The sequence below is a fragment of the Acinetobacter nematophilus genome (assembly GCF_026344175.1).
Classification (GTDB): Bacteria; Pseudomonadota; Gammaproteobacteria; order Pseudomonadales; family Moraxellaceae; genus Acinetobacter; species Acinetobacter nematophilus.
Genome location: NZ_JAPKMY010000004.1, coordinates 250,036 through 268,233 on the forward strand (window position 1 = coordinate 250,036; position 18,198 = coordinate 268,233).

Consider the following 18,198-nt stretch of genomic DNA (forward strand, 5'->3'; position numbering starts at 1 on the left):
GACTCAATTTTGACATAAAAAAAGGTACACTAAAAGGTACACTTTTTTCTTAGATTAGGTTGGATTTAAACAGAAGTTGTTAGAATTGGTTGGACAGCCAAACTTTCAAAAATAATTTATTTATTATTTAAATTTAAGGATTTAACATACATGAATAGCATAGAAACATTGGCTGACTTATCTTCTCACACCCCAATGATGCAGCAATATTTAAAAGTAAAAATGCAGCATCCGCATTCACTCATGTTCTATCGCATGGGCGACTTTTACGAACTTTTCTTTGATGATGCAAAAAAAGCAGCCAAACTACTTGGAATTACGCTCACGCACCGTGGAAAAGCCAATGGTGAACCTATTCCAATGGCAGGTGTACCTTATCATGCTGCTGAAGGCTACTTGGCTCGTTTAGTCAAAAAAGGCGAAGCTGTGGTGATCTGTGAGCAGATTGGTGAAGTCACAGGAAAAGGACCTGTTGAACGTGGTGTCGTCAGAATCATTACCCCAGGCACACTGACTGACGATGCCTTATTGACGGCGACACAATCATCCAATCTTGTTGCCTTATGCTTTCAGCAAAATCAGATCGGTATAGCACTGCTTGACTTAAGTGCAGGTATTTTTAAAGTTCAGCAGCAAGATTTTAAATCTGAAAATCTTGCGATTGAACTGGCGCGATTAATGCCAAGTGAAATTCTAGTCGATGAAGACATTGTCGATCCCAATATTATTGAGCAAATAAAAAAACAAATTGAGTGTCCTATCACCAAACGCCCTAATGTTGATTTCAATTTAAATAATGCACAAAAAACCTTGTGTGATCAGTTTGCTGTTTCTACACTTTCTGGCTTTGGGATTGATCATTTACCCCTGGCTAAAGCCGCAGCTGCTGCCTTACTTCATTATGCGAAAGAAACTCAAAAAACGGCTTTGCCGCATATTCGTTCAATTAAATTAGAACAAAGTTCAGATTTTATTGCATTGGATCCTGTCACTCGACGCAATTTAGAAATTATTGATCCTCTTTTTGAACATGGAACATCATTATTTAGTCTGATCAATGATTGCCAAACTGCCATGGGAGGTCGTCTGCTTGCACGTACCTTGATGCAGCCTATACGTGATACACAAATATTAGATGAGCGGCTTGATGCTACAGATACATTGCTCAAAGGTTACCATGAAACACCTGTACGTTTAGTGCTCAAAGAAATTGGAGATATTGAACGTGTGTTAAGTCGGGTCGCGCTGGGGAGTGCACGCCCGCGTGATTTGGTACAACTACGTCAGGCATGCGCACAAATCCCCTTTTTAAGACATGCCCTGCAACCTATTCTCAATACCCAACAATCTAAATTAATTGGGCAATTAAATGAAGAATTGGGCGATTTTAATGGATTGCACCAGCGTTTGATGTCTGCCATCGTTGAACATCCACCTGTTTTGTTGCGCGACGGTAATGTCATTGCCGAAGGCTTCGATACTGAATTAGACGAACTTCGTAAAATCCGAGATCATGCTGGACAATTTCTGATTGATCTGGAAATCAAGGAACGTGAATCAACAGGAATTAACACCTTAAAAATTGGTTATAACCGTGTCAGTGGTTATTACATTGAACTAACACGCGCTCAGGCAGAGCAGGCTCCTGAACATTATATTCGTCGTCAGACATTAAAAAATGCTGAACGCTACATTACGCCAGAGTTAAAATCTTTTGAAGATAAAGTACTTTCCAGTGAATCTCGTGCATTGGCTAGGGAAAAGCTGCTTTTTGAAATGTTGCTAGATGAGTTAAGAGCGGACATTGCAAATTTGCAGATGATGAGTGCCTCAATTGCACATATTGATCTATTGGCGAACTTTGCACATCAAGCACGTTTAAACAATTGGAATCGACCAGAATATAGCCCAGAAATCGGCATTAAAATTACTGCTGGTCGTCATCCTGTGGTCGAATCCTTGAGTAAAGCACCATTTACACCAAACGATACCCATCTTGATTTCAATCATCGCATGGCAATCATTACAGGTCCAAATATGGGTGGGAAATCGACTTTCATGCGTCAAACTGCTCTGATCAGCTTACTCGCCTACTGTGGTAGTTTCGTTCCTGCCAAAGCCGCAAAACTTGGTCCTATAGATCGTATCTTTACTCGTATTGGTTCTGCCGATGATTTATCTACCGGTAAATCAACTTTCATGGTGGAAATGACTGAAACCTCACAAATTTTACATCATGCCACCAATCAGTCTTTGGTGTTGATGGATGAGGTTGGTCGAGGTACAAGTACCTATGATGGTCTGTCGCTGGCTTGGGCATGTGTGCTCGACTTAACCAAGCGCATCAAATGCTTATGCCTTTTTGCAACCCACTATTTTGAATTAACTGAATTATCAAAAGAAGTCGCGATTGATAATTATCATGTCACGGCAAAAGAGTTAAATGGTAATTTGATTTTATTGCATAAGGTACAACAAGGTCCTGCCAGTCAAAGCCATGGTTTACAAGTCGCAAAACTTGCAGGTATTCCTGCTGGAGTCATCAAAGAAGCTCAAAAACGCTTAAAAATTTTAGAAAAGCAACAACAGCAACAATTGCAATCCGTGGTACAAAATGACTTATTTGCAGACTTAAACAGTATTGAAACTGTAGAGAAGGAACAAATCATCGAAATTGAGAAAGTCATTGAAATCATTAAGCCCTCTCCTGTGCTTGATACTTTGGCAAATATCGACCTTGATGATCTAACCCCTCGCCAAGCCCTTGAGCAATTGTATGCACTTAAAGCAGCTTTGAAGTCATAAGCCAATATTTCAGAACCTGCTTGTTATTCTAAGCGGGTTCTAGAAAAGCATATTGCAAACAAAGTGAAAATCTGAATACTACAACACACAATTTTAATATATCAAAAGTAGTTGAAACAAATTTGAGGATCGTAAAATCAATATTTCCTTTAGACCATTACAACACACTGAGATTGATTTGATTTGGCAACAGATTGATCGAAAGGAATTAATCACACGCATGTATCAACAACAGGGGCAACAGTTGCAGCACGTTGACTGCTTTTATGATGTGCAAACTTGGGATCAACATCATCTTGAAAATGATCCGCCCTTGATTAAACACCTTTGCCAACAAGGTGCTATTTGCATTGGTGGCTTTAATCCATCAAGTCAACTTATCGCAGTTCAGGTCGTATCGAATCAAAGGATTACTGATTATCCACAGGCCAAGCTACTGCAATATTTTTATGTCGATGCAGATCATCAAGGGCACGGCATTGGCAGTCAGTTGATGCAAACAGCCGCCACTTCAGCAAAACAATTAGGTGCCAAACAACTCTATATTTCGGCAACTCCCACACAACGTACAGTTGATTTTTATCTCAAACAAGGTGCAAAGCTTTTAGAAAACCCAGATCAACAGCTCTGGGCTTTAGAGCCCGAGGATATTCATTTAATTTATGAACTCAGTGAATAGCCATGAAATCCTGTCAGTCCCCTTCAAGCACTGACAGGATCTATATCATCGGTTTATTATTCAAGCAATAAAACATTTTTTGTGATTTATTCAATATTACAGTTATACCTTTTTTTTAATATTCTTAGCATTTTTTAAACTATAGATTTCTTAGAATCATTACCGATATTCATAAAATTGCAAAATTCATCACAAAAAATATCTTTTTCCTATAAAAAAAATTGATTCAGCAGGTTCATCTATATTAAATATCAATAAAAGCAATTGTTACTTTGTCGCGTTTTCCCTAAAATACAGCATTATTAATTAGAACCATATTTTTAGGTAGCTGACGCCATGACCTTTGTTGTCACTGAAAATTGTATTAAGTGTAAATATCAAGACTGCGTAGAAGTATGTCCAGTAGACTGTTTTTATGAAGGTCCGAATTTCCTTGTCATTAGCCCAGACGAGTGTATTGACTGTGCATTATGTGAACCTGAGTGTCCTGCAAATGCAATTTTCTCAGAAGACGAATTACCTGAAGGTCAAGAAGTCTTTATTGAATTAAATGCTGAGCTTGCACAAAAATGGCCTAATATCACTCAAATTGGCGATCAACCAACAGATCGTGAAGAATGGAATGGTAAGCCAGATAAATTACAGTACTTAGAGAAATAAGTATTGTCCTAAAAGATCAGCTTAGGCTGATCTTTTTGCATTTAAATATGCAATTTATACATTTATTTGCAATTTATTCATAATACCCAATCTAAACTAGACTAGAATACTCCGTTACTTTCTTTAGCTAATATTGAGAATGAAATTTATTTTGAAAGGTCTACTTGCTGTCGGTGTTACTACAATGATTCTGGCTGGATGTACATCTTCCCCTCAAAAGAATCCAACAATTAGCACACCGCATGGTCAACGTATTTATATCCCTGAAGAAAAAATTACGATTGAACGGCCAATCCCACAAAAGACCATGCCCGCCTCTTATCGCCAATGGTTAATGTATGGTGACAATCAGTCTCGTGCGCGTGGCTATGAACGTTTCCTTGAACAAAACAATGCAGGGAACATTATTCCAAGTTTTGAACTATTTAAAACTGCACGTGATTGGGAAAAATGTGGTAAATCAGAATATATGATCCCAAGCCGTGAATTATGGAATAATCAATTACCAACATTGAAAGTGTTTAAGTATCTGGTTGCATCCAAAGTATTGACTGATTTTACCGTCACTTCGGTCTATCGTGACTTACCATTAAATCAATGCGCCGGCGGTGCTGGCTCTTCACGGCATTTATTTAATTCAGCCATTGATTTTCGTATTGGTCCTGAAAATCCTCAACCTGAAGATTATGCTTATATTGAACATACCAAGTTCAAACTTTGCCAATTCTGGGCGCAGTACGGCCAAAGCCTAAATATGGGCTTAGGATTATATGCTTCAGGACAAATCCATATTGACACACAAGGCTATCGTACCTGGGGTCCTGATCTCACTCGTAATAGCTCAATGTGTAATTTCTAATACCTCATATTCAATTTAAAAGAGATCGATAAGATCTCTTTTTTATGACCAAGTTTTTGATCCTAAATGAAGCTTATGTTTCTGTATGAACTTTAGAAACCAGGTTATTAATTCGTTTTTTGTGCTTTTGGATCCTAGATGGTTATCCTACCTTGGGGCGACATGGATGTCGCCGTTGGGAAGGTACAAGACATACCTCTCACCCATGAGCAAAAACAAAGCGCTGCTTTGCTTGAAGCGCAAGGTTTGACATCTCCTACGAAAAGTGAAGCATCGCCTACGCAAAGGTATTTAAACTTTCAATGCAAAGTGTGGCATTGAAAGCTTTTTTATAAGCAAATAATTTATTCTTACAGGCAATTGATTGAATTAAAAATATTAAGTAAAAGAGATTATATTCTTGCGTCTGAATTTTTTGACAGGTTGGCTATATTTTAGATCAAAACACCTTTAAATAAAAACGCCCGATGAAATTCATCGGGCGTTTTAAAATAGACAAAGTCTATTTCAGATCAATCAACTGGATATCAATCTAGTCAATTGCAGGTGTATATGTGCCATCTGCAATTGCAGCTTTAATACGATCTGCTTCTTCCAACACCAAAGCAAGAAGATTTTTCACGTTGTCTAAAGTTGCGACTGGACTTAAAGTGGTCATTTTCAAAGATTGAACCTGCCCCACCTTGGTTACACCAATATTGGCCTCACCACGTGCAAATAATTCATCTGCAACGTTTTGATTCAATGTATCCAGCAACTCCACAGGATAATCCTCTGGAACGACACGGAACAACACCGATGCAAATTGTGGCTCAACCAAAAGCTCTAGGCCCTGGGTAGCTTTGATATAGTCAGCAACTTCACGCGTCAGCTTAACACCGTGATCAATCATCGAACCATATAGCTCTTCACCCAAGTTTTCGATTGTCATCCACAATTTCAACGCATCGAAACGACGTGTTGTTTGCAATGACTTCGAAACAAGGTTCGGCACCCCATGCTCTTCATCATAAGCCGAGTTTAAATACTCAGCTTCATAATGCATGAAGCGATAATTTGCTTCATCTTTAAGCAAGAATGCGCCACATGAAATGCTTTGAAAATAATGCTTGTGGAAATCCAATGTAATTGAATCAGACAATTCAATTCCATCCAGCATTGAACGATAGTCATTTGAAAGAATCAGCGCACCACCCCATGCCGCATCGATATGCATCCACGCGCCATATTTGTTGGTAATTTCACGGATTTTTTTCAATGGATCAATCGCACCCGCATCTGTCGTCCCTGCTGTCGCAACCACACATGCTACGATTTTGCCTTCAGCCTGTAAATGCGCCATGGTTTTTTCAAGCGCATCGACATCCATCTGGGCATTTTCATTGACAGGTACAGTGACCACAGACTGAAAGCCCATGCCCATCATTGCCATATTCTTTTGTACAGAGAAATGTGCATTTTCAGAGCAAATCACTTTGACATTACGCATCGCTTCGTTTGGAACGCCGTCACGTTGAACCGACCAAGGACGACCGTCCTCATCTTTCCAATTCTTGGCAATACTCCAGTCACGCGCCAACAGTACACCCATCAAGTTTGACTGTGTACCACCAGAAGTGAATACGCCTGCTTGACCTGCACCATAGCCCACTTTTTGGCGCAACCAGTCAATCAATTGAACTTCCATCAATGAACCTGCTGGGCTTTGATCCCAAGAGTCCATTGATTGGTTTGTGGCATTAATCAACACTTCAGCAATTTGACTGGTCACCATCGTTGGGCAGTGCAAATGTGCTAAAGAATGAGGATGATGTACTTTTAAACTCTTGTTGAGGAAAAGTTCAACCATTCGCTCAAGCGATTGATGAAGCCCTAGTCCTTCTTTAGACGGCGTAAAAGAAATTGCTTCACGCAATTCTTTAATGCTTCCGCCTGTATACATTTTATCGTTTTGCAACCATGCCGCGACTGCTTTAGTCGCCTCAGCCATTGCTGACTCATAGTCAGCAATGGATTGAGCATCATTGCAGAGTAACGCTTTACGATGTTCTGCAAAATCTACCATAAATCAAGCGCCTCGAACTGCAACAAGCGCTTCAGCAACAGCTTTCTTAAAGCGTGCAATCGCGTCTTCGCATTCTTCTTGAGTAATGATCAACGGGCAAAGTAGACGGATCACCGTACCACTGCGACCACCTTTTTCCAACAATAATTTATTGTTAAAACATGCAGTTTGAATGGCAGCCGCCAACTGCGAATCTGCAGGAAGTGAACCCATATGGTCCGCTGGCTTACGTTCATCTACAATTTCAATGCCGATCATTAAACCACGACCACGCACATTACCAATACATGGGTATTCCTGTGCTAATTTTTTCAATTCTGCTTGCAGGAAATCACCACGTTCTTGCGCATTTTTCGCAAGATTTTGCTCTTTGATGGTTTTAATCGTTGCAAGACCGGTACCCATAGCCAATTGGTTACCACGGAAAGTTCCCGTATGACCCGCAGGCTGCCAAGCATCAAACTTGCGTTTAATCCCCAATACAGCCAATGGTAAGCTACCACCTACTGCTTTCGACATCACCACCACATCAGGCTCTATACCAGCATGTTCAAAGGCGAACATTTTACCTGAACGTGCAAAGCCCGCTTGAACTTCATCTAAAATCAATACGATGTTATGACGCTCAGTCACTTCACGGATTTTTTGCAACCATTTTGCAGGCGCAGATACAACACCGCCTTCGCCTTGAATCGCTTCAAGGATTACAGCAGCTGGCTTGGTCACACCGCTTTCGACATCTTCAATAAAGTTTTCGAAATAATAAGTAAGGGCATCTACACCTGCTTCACCGCCAATCCCCAATGGGCAACGGTATTCATGCGGATATGGCATAAATTGTACGCCTGGCATCAAGCCATTCACCGCATTTTTAGCAGATAAGTTACCAGTCATCGCAAGTGCACCATGTGTCATACCATGGTAACCACCAGAGAAACTGATCACTGTACTACGACCAGTATATGTTTTTGCCAATTTAATCGCTGCTTCTGTACCATCTGCACCAGATGGGCCACAGAACTGCAAACAATACTCTTCTTTTCCACCAGGAAGTTGTTCAAGTAGTGCTTCAGTAAAAGCATCTTTTAAAGGCGTTGTTAAATCTAAAGTATGTAAAGGTAAACCACTTGCTAAAGTGTCTTGAATACTTTTAATCACCGCAGGATGATTATGGCCTAAAGCCAATGTTCCTGCCCCAGCTAAACAATCGAGGTACTTTGTACCTTCAACATCGGTAACCCAACAACCATGTGCTTCCGCTATCGCTAACGGTAATTTACGTGGATAACTACGAACATTCGATTCCATCTGACTTTGGCGAGTCAAGTAGTATTCGTTTGTGGAAGTGGCAGCAGGATTTACAGAAGTAACGCTCATATCGAATTACCATCTCTGATATGGGTTGAAAGAAATAAGTCGGGTGACTTGTGGTCCTTTGACTCGGTGCTTTATAGAAATCTAGTTAGAGAGCTTTTAATATTCATAACTAGGAGCGCGATAATACAGTTTTTTACAAGAAAATAAATAACTTTTATGTACTTATCTACTCTCCATTTATCGAAAAAAACATTTAGCTCAATCCAGTTCAAGTATTATTATCATACTATGTGACAAAGCAAAGAAAAGTAGACAATTAAAATCACGTTCCCCATAAGACATGATCCTATACAAATCCACTCCCCCATAAAGGCATAAGCAGTTAATTTTTAAAATATTTTAAAAAAGAGATTATTGCAATTTTTATGTAAATTATTACAAATGCACCACAAAATCCGCCATAGTTTTTCCACAAACTACCATTATCATCAAAAACAGATTCAATTTATACAATATATTTTTTGGTCATAAAATTTAATCAAACAATTTTTTAAGGATGACTTATGCGTTACTTAGCCTTAACCACTTTACTCTTGGGAACAACACTGAGCACAATGACAATGGCAGCTGATAATGATCCGCTAAACTACAATATTGTAAATGTCCAAGCAGATGCTACACGTCAAGTATCGAATGACGAAATGCATGCTGTATTATTCATTGAAAAAACCAACAAACAACCTGCTGAACTTTCAGCACAGATTACTCAGTTAATGAATCAAGCGATCGCGATCTCTAAAAAATATCCGCAAGTTAAAGTAGAAACAGGTTCACAAACCACATACCCTGTATATGACAATGACAATCAAAAATTAAAAGATTGGCGCGGCCGTGCTGAAATCCAAATCGAAAGCAAGGACTTTAAAGCGGCAAGTCAATTAATCAATGAATTGCAAAACAGCTTCCAAACCCAGTCAATTAATTTCACAGTGTCTGACGAACAACGTAAAAAAGTTGAAAATGAATTAATGGTTGAAGCTTCGAAAAACTTCCAACAGCGCGCGCAAATTTTAACTCAGGCATGGAATAAATCGTCTTATAACTTGGTAAATATCAATATCAACACCAGCAACTCTTACCCGCAACCGATTTATGCTGCACGAGCGTCGATGGCTAAGTTTGAGGCTGCTGATGCTGGTGGACAAAATATGGCTGCTGGAGAATCAAAAATCACAGTGAATGCCAATGGTTCTATTCAATTTAAATAATCTATTTTATTTAATCCTAAATGAGACTCACAGAAACCGTGCTAAAGCACGGTTTCTGAGTATTTATGCTTAACAGTTTGATTGTTTATTAAAAATTCCACTTGATCCCACTAAACCATAGTTTTAAATGATAATCATCATGATTTAAAAACAATGTTGAACAGATTAAGATACGCACAATTCCAAATTGTTAAGTCCTTATGAATATATCCATTCACAACACAAACAGTTATGCCGTATTCAAACCCAGCCCACTGAGTTTGGCGATTGCCATTTAATTCACTTTTATATCCATGTCATCCTCTGCTGAGGATGCTCAAGCGGGTACGCCTCAAGCACTTAAAACAATTACAGTTCGAGCCGAAGGAAACTGGCTTGAAGAAGCTAATGCTGAAAAAGTTCACCAACATGCTGGGGCACGGACTATTGTTGATCGCAAAAAAATGGATGAATCTGCAGTAACTTCCATTCGCGATGCATTAAAACAGGTTCCTAGTGTTCAAGTTCAAGAGAGTAATGGCACTGGTGGCAGTGATGTTTCATTAAATTTAGGCGTTCGTGGCCTCACCTCTCGTCTCTCACCACGCTCAACAGTTTTGATGGATGGTGTTCCACTATCTTTTGCGCCTTATGGGCAACCACAATTATCTATGGCACCTGTGTCAATGGGTAATATTGAATCTATTGATATAGTTCGTGGTGCAGGTTCTGTACGTTTTGGACCGCAAAATGTCGGCGGCATCATCAACTTCAATACCCGTTCAATCCCTGAAAAATTATCAGGTTCCGTAGGCTTAACGACTGAGTTTGCTACTGGAACAGATCAACTGAAGTACAGCCCGAATCTATTTGTTGGCGGGACCATGGAGAATGGCTTAGGGATTGCTTTACTCTATTCTGGAACCAAAGGGAATGGCTATCGTGAAGCAAATAATGACATAGATATCGATGACGTGATGTTGAAATCTTCATATCAGTTTACTGATCAGGATGCTTTAGCTGTCAATTTGCATCATTATGAAGGCCGTGGTGAAATGCCTGAAGGGTTAACCACAGCCGACTATGCAAAAAATCCTTACCAGTCCAAGCAAGATCGAAATTATTTTGCAGGGCGCCGTTCCGATGTTTCGGTAAAATATAGCCACAAAGACGAACGGAATAATTTTGAAATCTTAGGCTACTATGTCGATTCTTTCCGTACCAGTGATCTGGAATCTGCTATAGAAGGTACTGCAAATAGCCGAATCAGCAACTCTCCACGTGATTATAAGTACTTTGGAATTGAACCACGTTATTCGTACGCCTATACCTTAGGCAATATGAATAACGAAGTAACTGTTGGCTACCGTTATTTAAAAGAAGACAGTTCTGAGTTCTCAGGCCGTACTGCGCCATATAACACTGCAACGGGAATACCGGGCGAGCGTCTGGCCAATACGATCAGTGAAGGTGGAACCAAGGCCCATGCGGTGTATATTGATAATCGTTTTGGTCTGGGTGCATTGACCATTACACCTGGTGTACGTTTTGAATCAATTCAGACGCAAAATGATTACAGCGCTTATCAAAATGGTAAATTCATCAACACCGTGCATCCAAAAATCAAATCCGATGAGTTTTTGCCAAGCTTGGCAGTACAGTATAACTTCACTGATCAATGGAACATTTTTGCCAATGCGGCTGTTTCATTTGGTCCTCAGCAATATAATCAATTAGCCAAGGTTGATGCTGGACAAGCCGTTACGACTTTAGATGGATTGCATCCTGAAAAATCCAATAACTATGAGATTGGTACCAAATATCTTGGCAATGGCTTAAATGCCGAAATGACCGTGTTTTATCTGGACTTTGATAAAGAATTGATATTAGAGCGACCTGATAATATTGGTACAGGGATCTGGACCAATCTAGGTGCAACCAGTCATAAAGGTGTAGAGCTGGGCTTAAATTACGATTTTGGACATGTTAATGAGATGCTTCAAGGTCTGAAAATCTATAGTAATTACACATTTACCAAAGCACTATCAGAGGCTGGAAAGTTTGAGGGTAAAGATCTCCCTTATTATTCACGCCACGTAGGGAATTTAGGTCTGGGCTATGCGTTTGAAAAATGGTCAGTCAATGTAGATATGTTTGCCCAATCCAAACAACATGCACCAGGTTCAGGCAATATCTATCAAACTATAGAAAGCGCAGATGGCCGTATTGGAGATATTCCAGGTTATTCGACTTTTGCTGTACGTACTGGCTATGATTTTGGTCAAGATTTTTATGGCCTAAAAATTGCCGGTGGAATCAAAAATCTATTTGATCAAGAATATTTTACCCGCTCGTCTGACTCAACAGGTGGAAAATATGTCGGTCAACCACGTACCTTCTATTTACAAACCTCAGTTGATTTTTAATCTGATTCACAAACCTGTATAGATTTTCAAATCACTTCAACTTCAGCGTAAATCTCATCTATTGAGATTTACGCTTTTTTAATTACTTTTAATAGATTATCTTCTATGATTGTTTTCTTAAAATAAAAGTTAGAACTTCTGTAATGGAATACGAAACAATACTGCTCAGTTTGGGGTTCTTTGCATTTTGCGCTGGCTTAATTGATGCTGCTGTGGGGGGCGGTGGATTAGTACTCCTACCTGCCCTAATGCATGCTTTTCCAACCCGAAGTCTATCCACAGTTTTTGGAACCAATAAAATTATTGCTATGGCAGGTACCGTTTCATCTGCTTTTGCTTACTTTAAGAAAGTAACAATCAACTGGAAACTCATCCTGCCGACCATGTTGACAGCGTTCATATTTTCTTTCTTTGGTGCCATGTCTGTTTCGCTGATTCCCAAGGAGTTGATGCGCTATATCGTGTTCTTTTTACTGATCTTGATTGCGGTCTATACTTTTGCCAAAAAAGATTTAGGCAAAATACATACGGTTTTACAAACAGGAAAAAAAGAAATTGCGCTGGGTCTATTTTTTGGCGCATTGATTGGATTTTATGATGGTATTTTTGGACCGGGCACAGGCAGCTTTTTACTCTTTCTGTTTGTGAAAGTGTTTGCTTTTGATTTTCTCAATGCATCTGCTTCCGCCAAGTTAGTCAATGTTGCCACCAATATTTCTGCCATGTTCTTCTTTATCCCCTCGGGGCATATTTTATGGGTGGCAGGCATTATTTTAGCAATATGTAATGTACTCGGCTCTCTCGCAGGCACTGCTTTAGCGTTTAAATATGGAAGTGGTTTTATTCGTATTTTCTTTCTGATACTACTGATTTTTCTGATTGGGCGGATGGGATATGACCTATTCTTTTAATACAAACCTATCTATTGATCTTTAAGCTTGGATCGGTTCCCGATGCAGAATAATCACACTATCCTCCTCATATAAATCAGTAAAACCCTTACATCAAGCCATCCTCCTTGTGGGGGTTTCGCTCAAAACCGACACTTCATAGATAGTTCAGATCTTGTTCAGCGCTATCAAAGTGTTCAATACAAGCAATAGGATTGAATTGATGGTAATGGATTCAGTTAAGCTCAGTATATTTAAATCTCAAGTGCAAAAATTTTGAATATAGTGTTGTCCAAGTTGCACCCACTCAGTCATTAAAATTTCAGAAACTCAATTGCTATTCAGACAGGATCTGAGCGTATTCATTTTCAATACGTGCAAACTTACGTTTAAATTCAAATAAATATTGAAGTTTAGGAAATATTGTCCTTCACCTCTCACAGCGCCCTCAAAAAGATAATGAACACTTACTCAAAATCAGGACGAGCCCACCGTTCACTCATATGCCAATTGACTAAATCAATAGACGGATTACTTTCTAAAAACTCATTTTCGTCTTCCAAAGCATCTTCATTCAGTTGATATAAATCATTTTGTAGATCATTACAAAATTGTTCAAGTAAATCTCTGAGCGAGTTGGCGACTAAAATTCCCACGTTATACTCATGATCGATAAAGATGATCTGACCACTTTTACTTGTACCTGTTGGTGCCAAATCCATATACAAACCTGTTCTCCCGCCATCATGTGCAAACTGAATCCAATCTCGATGATTAGGCATTGCTTGGGTTGATTTGTGGGTCAGCATGTTTCAGTATAAACAGTTCAGTGACAAGATCTGAAAGTTGCATACGTCTATTTTCAATATTGGCAAGTGATAGAAATTCCATACCGTAAAATAAACTACCCAAATTCTGCGCTTCATTCATTCCACCATGCCAACGATAAAGGGTCTTAAAATCTTCAGGTCATTGTTTAGAAATCTGAGCTTCAAAAGCTTCTAATTGAGTATTATTGGCTGCTGGATTCAATGACTGTGTTGCAACTCGTGGAGCGTGCTGTTCTAACCAGCGTTGTATATATTCTAATTGTTTTTGGATTATGTTGTTTTCATCATCGGAATAACAATCAAAAATCAGTGTACTCAAAAAAAACCTTGGAGGGCAATAAAAAAGCCACTCTGAAGTGGCTTTAGCATTAAATTATTCATTACTTTTTAAATGGGAAAGCATATTTCACAATACGTCCAAGTACCTGACCATACTGTTTAAACAGACTTGCATTGTTGTAGTTCAGACCATATTTTTTACATACAGCTTCGACTTTAGGTGCCATTTTACGATAACGTCGTGCAGGTATTTCGGGAAATAAATGATGCTCAATTTGATGGCTCAAATGTCCCGTTAAAATATGAAATGCTTCAGATCCTGTGAGATTTGAAGAACCACGAATTTGGCGCATATACCAGTGACCACGGCTTTCATCCTGTAACACAGTCTTAGGAAAGACCTCAACGTCTTTGGTAAAGTGACCACAGAAAATAATGCTAAATGTCCAAATATTACGGATACCATTCGCTACGAAGTTCCCTGCAAAAACAGGTAAAGCAGCTGGTCCTGCAATTAATGGAAAGAACAAGTAATCTTTAAAGAACTGTTTACCAATTTTCTTCTGTGTCGGTTTCCATTCTTCTTTAAACTGTGCCCAAGTTTTGCGCTTGTAGATTAATCTGCCGATTTCAAGATTTTGAATCGCTACGCCCCACTGAAACAATAAACAGAACGGAATGGCATATAAAGGTTGGAACAGAAAACCCGGTTTCCAGCGTTGTTCCGGAAATAGGCGCAACAAACCATAACCAATATCATCATCCATACCTTTAATATTGGTATAGGTATGATGTTTATAGTTATGTGTTTGACGCCAGTTGTCAGAAGTTCCCACAATATCCCACTCGTAGGTAGTCCCTTTAAAACGTGGATCATTCATCCAGTCATATTGCCCATGCATGACATTATGTCCCAGTTCCATATTTTCCATAATCTTTGCAAAACTGAGTAAACCTGTACCCAATAACCATGCTGGTGGGAACCAGCCAGCAAATAAACAGGCACGTCCTAAAATACTGCTGTAACGAATGGCGGCATACACCTTTTTGATGTATTTGGCATCTTGCTCGCCAATATCATCCAGGACTTCTTGTTTAATTGCATCCAACTCTCGTGCAAGTGCATCTAACTCAGTCTGACTCAGCTCACGATTTTTGGTATTTTTAAAATATTGAATTTTAACTGGCATATTCATGGTAAAACTCGCTTAAATATCAATTACTAAATCTGTCTGAGCTGTATTTACACAGATTCTCAGTAAATTATTTGGCTCTGCATTCTCTTGACCATTCACCAAATTCTGTGTCGCACCCTGTACTTTATTGCAGGCACATTTGTTGCAGATCCCCATTCGACAGCCATGTTCTGGTTTAACATTTTGCTGTTCTAAACCCACTAAAATAGCTTGACCTTTGGGGATGGCGATGACTTTATTGGATTTGGTTAAAGTGACATTTACAAAACCTGTATCATCTGATTTTACAGGGCTCAAACTGAATGCTTCACTTTTAAATTGTTGGGCATTTTCAAACAACTGTTCTGCTGTTGCGACAAACCCTGATGGTCCACAGGCATACACTGTGCTGTGTTCTAGGTTTTTAATCAAATGAAGATATTCAGCGTTCAAACGTTCATCTGCCGGTGTTTCCTGCGTACAAAACACCTCGAATTTGAATTGCGGAAACTGTTGAGACCATTGTTCGAACTGTTTTTTAAAGGCGACATCGGCTTGTTTTTTTACCCAGTATAATAACTGTACCGGCTGCGGATTAAGTTGATGACTGTTCAACAAAGCCTGAATCAAACTGTACATGGGCGTAATACCACTGCCCGCTGCCAATAAAATCAGTGGTTCATCCGTTTCTGGAAGCAACATATCACCGTAAGGCTGACCAAATTCAATGACATCACCGATTTGAATATGATCTGTCAACCATTGACTTATTATTCCTTTTTCAACTTTTTTCACAGTAAGCAGGATATGTTGTTTATCCAACTGTGTCAGACTATAAGTACGCTCATAACGTCGACCATTGACTTCAACCACGACTGGATGATGTTGCCCTGCCTGTCCCATTTTAAAGTGACGATTCGTTTTAATTTTAAGACTTACAGTATCTGCAGCTGATTGTTTCTTTTCAACAATTTCCCCTAATGCCTGTTGAACAGACCACAAGGGATTAATTTTTTGTAGCCAAAAGTTGGCAGTATCATTCCCCAATACCATATCAAATATAGACGTTACAGGAGATTTTTGCTTTTCAATAGCGTGCATGTTGAGCTCACCATCTGAGTGAATTTTAATTATTATACACATGTATATATATTTGTATATATAACCGTATTGTATCTAGACATTTCACTTATGTAATAGCAACAGCTATAATGAAATATATTTTAATGATTTGATAGTTTATGAATCCAACGTCAGCACTGCCTCAGAACGCCTCTTCTGTTCAAGATCAAATCCATGAACTTGAAAAAGTTTCTGTACGTACCGTTGGACGCAAAGCAACCATTACCAAACAAGAATTATTCCAAGCGGCATTAAATTTAATTGGCCCACAAAAAAGTATTTCTTCACTAAGCTTAAGAGAAGTTGCCCGTGAAGCGGGAATTGCACCAAATAGCTTTTATCGACACTTCAAAGATATTGATGAATTGGCGATTGAATTAATTGATCGCTCAGGTGTGGTATTGCGTCAGATTTTGCATGAAGCACGTATTAAAGCGGTCAGACAAAGCAGTATTATTCGTAGTTCTGTTGAAGTTTTTATTGAACAATTAGATGCAGATGAAGGTAATCTGAGTTTATTGCTTCGTGAAGGCTATACGGGATCAAAACAATACAAACTGGCTGTTGAAAAACAGTTGAATTACTTTCAACAAGAGCTTCAGGATGATTTAATTCGTATCGAACGGATCAATCATAGTAAATTAACCCACCCTGATCTGGTTGCCAAAGCAATCACACAGTTGGTTTTTAATATGGGAGCAAACGTAATTGATTTACCCATTGCAGAACGTAAAGAAGTGGCTGAGCAAACCATGATTATGATTCGGATGTTGCTTGAAGGCTCTCGTCATCTGGATGAAGCGCAAATTAAATAATGCTCCTGTCTCTTAAATAACTGAATGCGATCATCAATATCCAATGACCAATAAAAATCGACAAAATATTCGTGTAGGCATACTTGGCGTGACAGGCAGAATGGGACAAATGCTTGTACAAGCAGCTATTCAGGCTGAGTTAAATATCACGGTTGCAACAGGCAGAGCCGGAAATCCATGTATTGGCAAGGAACTTGGGACATATCTCAATCGAGATCCTTTAAATGTAATCATTTCAGAAGATTTAGCAAAAGTTATTCAAAATTGCGATGTCATCATTGATTTCACCACAGCTGAAGCGTTATCTCGCCATATTGAGATCTGCCAACAAGAAAAAAAACCGCTCATTATTGGTATTACAGGTCTATCCGAGTCATTGAACCAGCGTATTGTGGAGGCAGCACAAACAATCACTATTGTGCATTCGGGCAATTATTCAATAGGTGTCAATTTATCAGTTGATTTAGTGCGTGTTGCAGCACAATTACTTAAACATGATTTCGAAGCTGAGATTATTGAAGCCCACCACCACCATAAAATAGATGCGCCCTCAGGAACAGCGCTGATGTACGCTGATGCAATTGCCGAAGTAAGACAGAAATCACTCTCCGATTTAGCTGTTTATCAGCGATTGGGCAATCAAACAGAACGAGATCCTCAACGTATCGGATTACAGGCAATTCGCGGTGGAGACATTGTGGGTGAACACAGCACAATTTTTTTTGGTCATGGTGAGCAAGTTGAAATCAAGCATATTGCAACCAATCGTATGAATTTTGCTACTGGTGCTGTCCGTGCAGCAATCTGGAGCGTCACGCAAGCGTCTGGTTTATATGACATGAAAGATGTAATTAATTTTACTCCTCAGTAAAATTTTAATCTCAATCCAAATGTGATTTCCATCTAGAATTCTCGACAGGACCTCAAGCCATTTGAATCAATATGCTTGAATAACTTTAAGCACTCAACGTTGATTAAAGTTATATTTCATTCAAAATTGATGCAAAATATTTCACATAGAATTAAGAT

The 18,198-nt window shown here is 39.1% G+C and carries 16 protein-coding genes and 1 pseudogene; 10 read left to right on the forward strand and 7 right to left on the reverse strand.

All coding sequences use genetic code 11. The features are described 5' to 3' along the window. Positions 1 to 150 precede the first annotated feature (150 nt). The 5 genes from mutS to OSH00_RS10290 all read left to right on the forward strand — a co-directional run bounded on the left by mutS (position 151) and on the right by OSH00_RS10290 (position 5,324). On the forward strand, positions 151 to 2,805 hold the full coding sequence (gene mutS, locus OSH00_RS10270; RefSeq protein WP_266130353.1) for a DNA mismatch repair protein MutS: 2,655 nt from the start codon (positions 151 to 153) through the stop codon (positions 2,803 to 2,805). A gap of 142 nt (positions 2,806 to 2,947) precedes the next feature. After that, positions 2,948 to 3,484: a GNAT family N-acetyltransferase gene (locus OSH00_RS10275; protein WP_420909515.1), complete on the forward strand. Its 537-nt coding sequence runs from the start codon at positions 2,948 to 2,950 to the stop codon at positions 3,482 to 3,484. Positions 3,485 to 3,820: 336 nt separating this feature from the next. Further along, positions 3,821 to 4,144 carry a ferredoxin FdxA gene (fdxA, locus tag OSH00_RS10280; RefSeq protein WP_266130354.1) on the forward strand — a complete coding sequence of 108 codons (324 nt, stop codon included), beginning with the start codon at positions 3,821 to 3,823 and terminating at the stop codon, positions 4,142 to 4,144. 139 nt (positions 4,145 to 4,283) lie between these two features. Beyond that, positions 4,284 to 5,003, forward strand: a complete 720-nt coding sequence (locus OSH00_RS10285) for a D-Ala-D-Ala carboxypeptidase family metallohydrolase (protein ID WP_196075465.1) — start codon at positions 4,284 to 4,286, stop codon at positions 5,001 to 5,003. 138 nt (positions 5,004 to 5,141) lie between these two features. Next, entirely contained in the window at positions 5,142 to 5,324 is a 183-nt protein-coding gene (locus tag OSH00_RS10290; RefSeq protein WP_266130355.1) for a hypothetical protein, read from the forward strand. Positions 5,325 to 5,535: 211 nt separating this feature from the next. Here OSH00_RS10290 and OSH00_RS10295 read toward each other — a convergent pair whose 3' ends face one another. Beyond that, entirely contained in the window at positions 5,536 to 7,068 is a 1,533-nt protein-coding gene (locus OSH00_RS10295) for a pyridoxal phosphate-dependent decarboxylase family protein (protein ID WP_266130356.1), read from the reverse strand. 3 nt (positions 7,069 to 7,071) lie between these two features. Continuing rightward, positions 7,072 to 8,445 (reverse strand): diaminobutyrate--2-oxoglutarate transaminase, encoded by a 1,374-nt coding sequence (locus OSH00_RS10300; RefSeq protein ID WP_266130357.1) that lies wholly within the window; start codon positions 8,443 to 8,445, stop codon positions 7,072 to 7,074. A gap of 503 nt (positions 8,446 to 8,948) precedes the next feature. Here OSH00_RS10300 and OSH00_RS10305 point away from each other — a divergent pair. The 3 genes and pseudogenes from OSH00_RS10305 to OSH00_RS10315 all read left to right on the forward strand — a co-directional run bounded on the left by OSH00_RS10305 (position 8,949) and on the right by OSH00_RS10315 (position 12,969). Further along, positions 8,949 to 9,653, forward strand: a complete 705-nt coding sequence (locus OSH00_RS10305; RefSeq protein ID WP_004831412.1) for an SIMPL domain-containing protein — start codon at positions 8,949 to 8,951, stop codon at positions 9,651 to 9,653. Between the two features lie 200 nt (positions 9,654 to 9,853). Beyond that, a pseudogene (locus tag OSH00_RS10310) lies at positions 9,854 to 12,058 on the forward strand (TonB-dependent receptor family protein). A 143-nt stretch (positions 12,059 to 12,201) separates the two neighbouring features. After that, a complete protein-coding gene (locus OSH00_RS10315) occupies positions 12,202 to 12,969 on the forward strand; it encodes a sulfite exporter TauE/SafE family protein (RefSeq protein WP_266130358.1) in 768 nt (255 codons plus the stop codon). A gap of 446 nt (positions 12,970 to 13,415) precedes the next feature. On the opposite strand, the gene OSH00_RS10320 is transcribed toward OSH00_RS10315, so the two are convergent. The 5 genes from OSH00_RS10320 to OSH00_RS10340 all read right to left on the reverse strand — a co-directional run bounded on the left by OSH00_RS10320 (position 13,416) and on the right by OSH00_RS10340 (position 16,333). Continuing rightward, positions 13,416 to 13,730, reverse strand: a complete 315-nt coding sequence (locus OSH00_RS10320) for an SMI1/KNR4 family protein (protein ID WP_266130359.1) — start codon at positions 13,728 to 13,730, stop codon at positions 13,416 to 13,418. Further along, positions 13,723 to 13,878 carry a hypothetical protein gene (locus OSH00_RS10325; protein ID WP_266130360.1) on the reverse strand — a complete coding sequence of 52 codons (156 nt, stop codon included), beginning with the start codon at positions 13,876 to 13,878 and terminating at the stop codon, positions 13,723 to 13,725. The genes OSH00_RS10320 and OSH00_RS10325 overlap by 8 nt, the downstream gene beginning before the upstream one ends. A 39-nt stretch (positions 13,879 to 13,917) precedes the next feature. Then, a complete protein-coding gene (locus tag OSH00_RS10330) occupies positions 13,918 to 14,097 on the reverse strand; it encodes an SMI1/KNR4 family protein (protein WP_266130361.1) in 180 nt (59 codons plus the stop codon). A gap of 61 nt (positions 14,098 to 14,158) precedes the next feature. Continuing rightward, complete coding sequence (locus tag OSH00_RS10335) at positions 14,159 to 15,253, reverse strand: fatty acid desaturase family protein (RefSeq protein WP_266130362.1); 1,095 nt, start codon at positions 15,251 to 15,253, stop codon at positions 14,159 to 14,161. A 12-nt stretch (positions 15,254 to 15,265) separates the two neighbouring features. Continuing rightward, entirely contained in the window at positions 15,266 to 16,333 is a 1,068-nt protein-coding gene (locus OSH00_RS10340) for a ferredoxin reductase (protein ID WP_266130363.1), read from the reverse strand. Between the two features lie 140 nt (positions 16,334 to 16,473). Between OSH00_RS10340 and fabR the strand changes: the two genes are divergently transcribed. Then, positions 16,474 to 17,169, forward strand: coding sequence for an HTH-type transcriptional repressor FabR (gene fabR, locus OSH00_RS10345; RefSeq protein ID WP_266130364.1), 696 nt, complete (start codon positions 16,474 to 16,476; stop codon positions 17,167 to 17,169). A gap of 43 nt (positions 17,170 to 17,212) precedes the next feature. Continuing rightward, positions 17,213 to 18,040, forward strand: coding sequence for a 4-hydroxy-tetrahydrodipicolinate reductase (gene dapB, locus OSH00_RS10350; protein WP_266130365.1), 828 nt, complete (start codon positions 17,213 to 17,215; stop codon positions 18,038 to 18,040). The last annotated feature ends 158 nt before the right edge of the window (positions 18,041 to 18,198 follow it).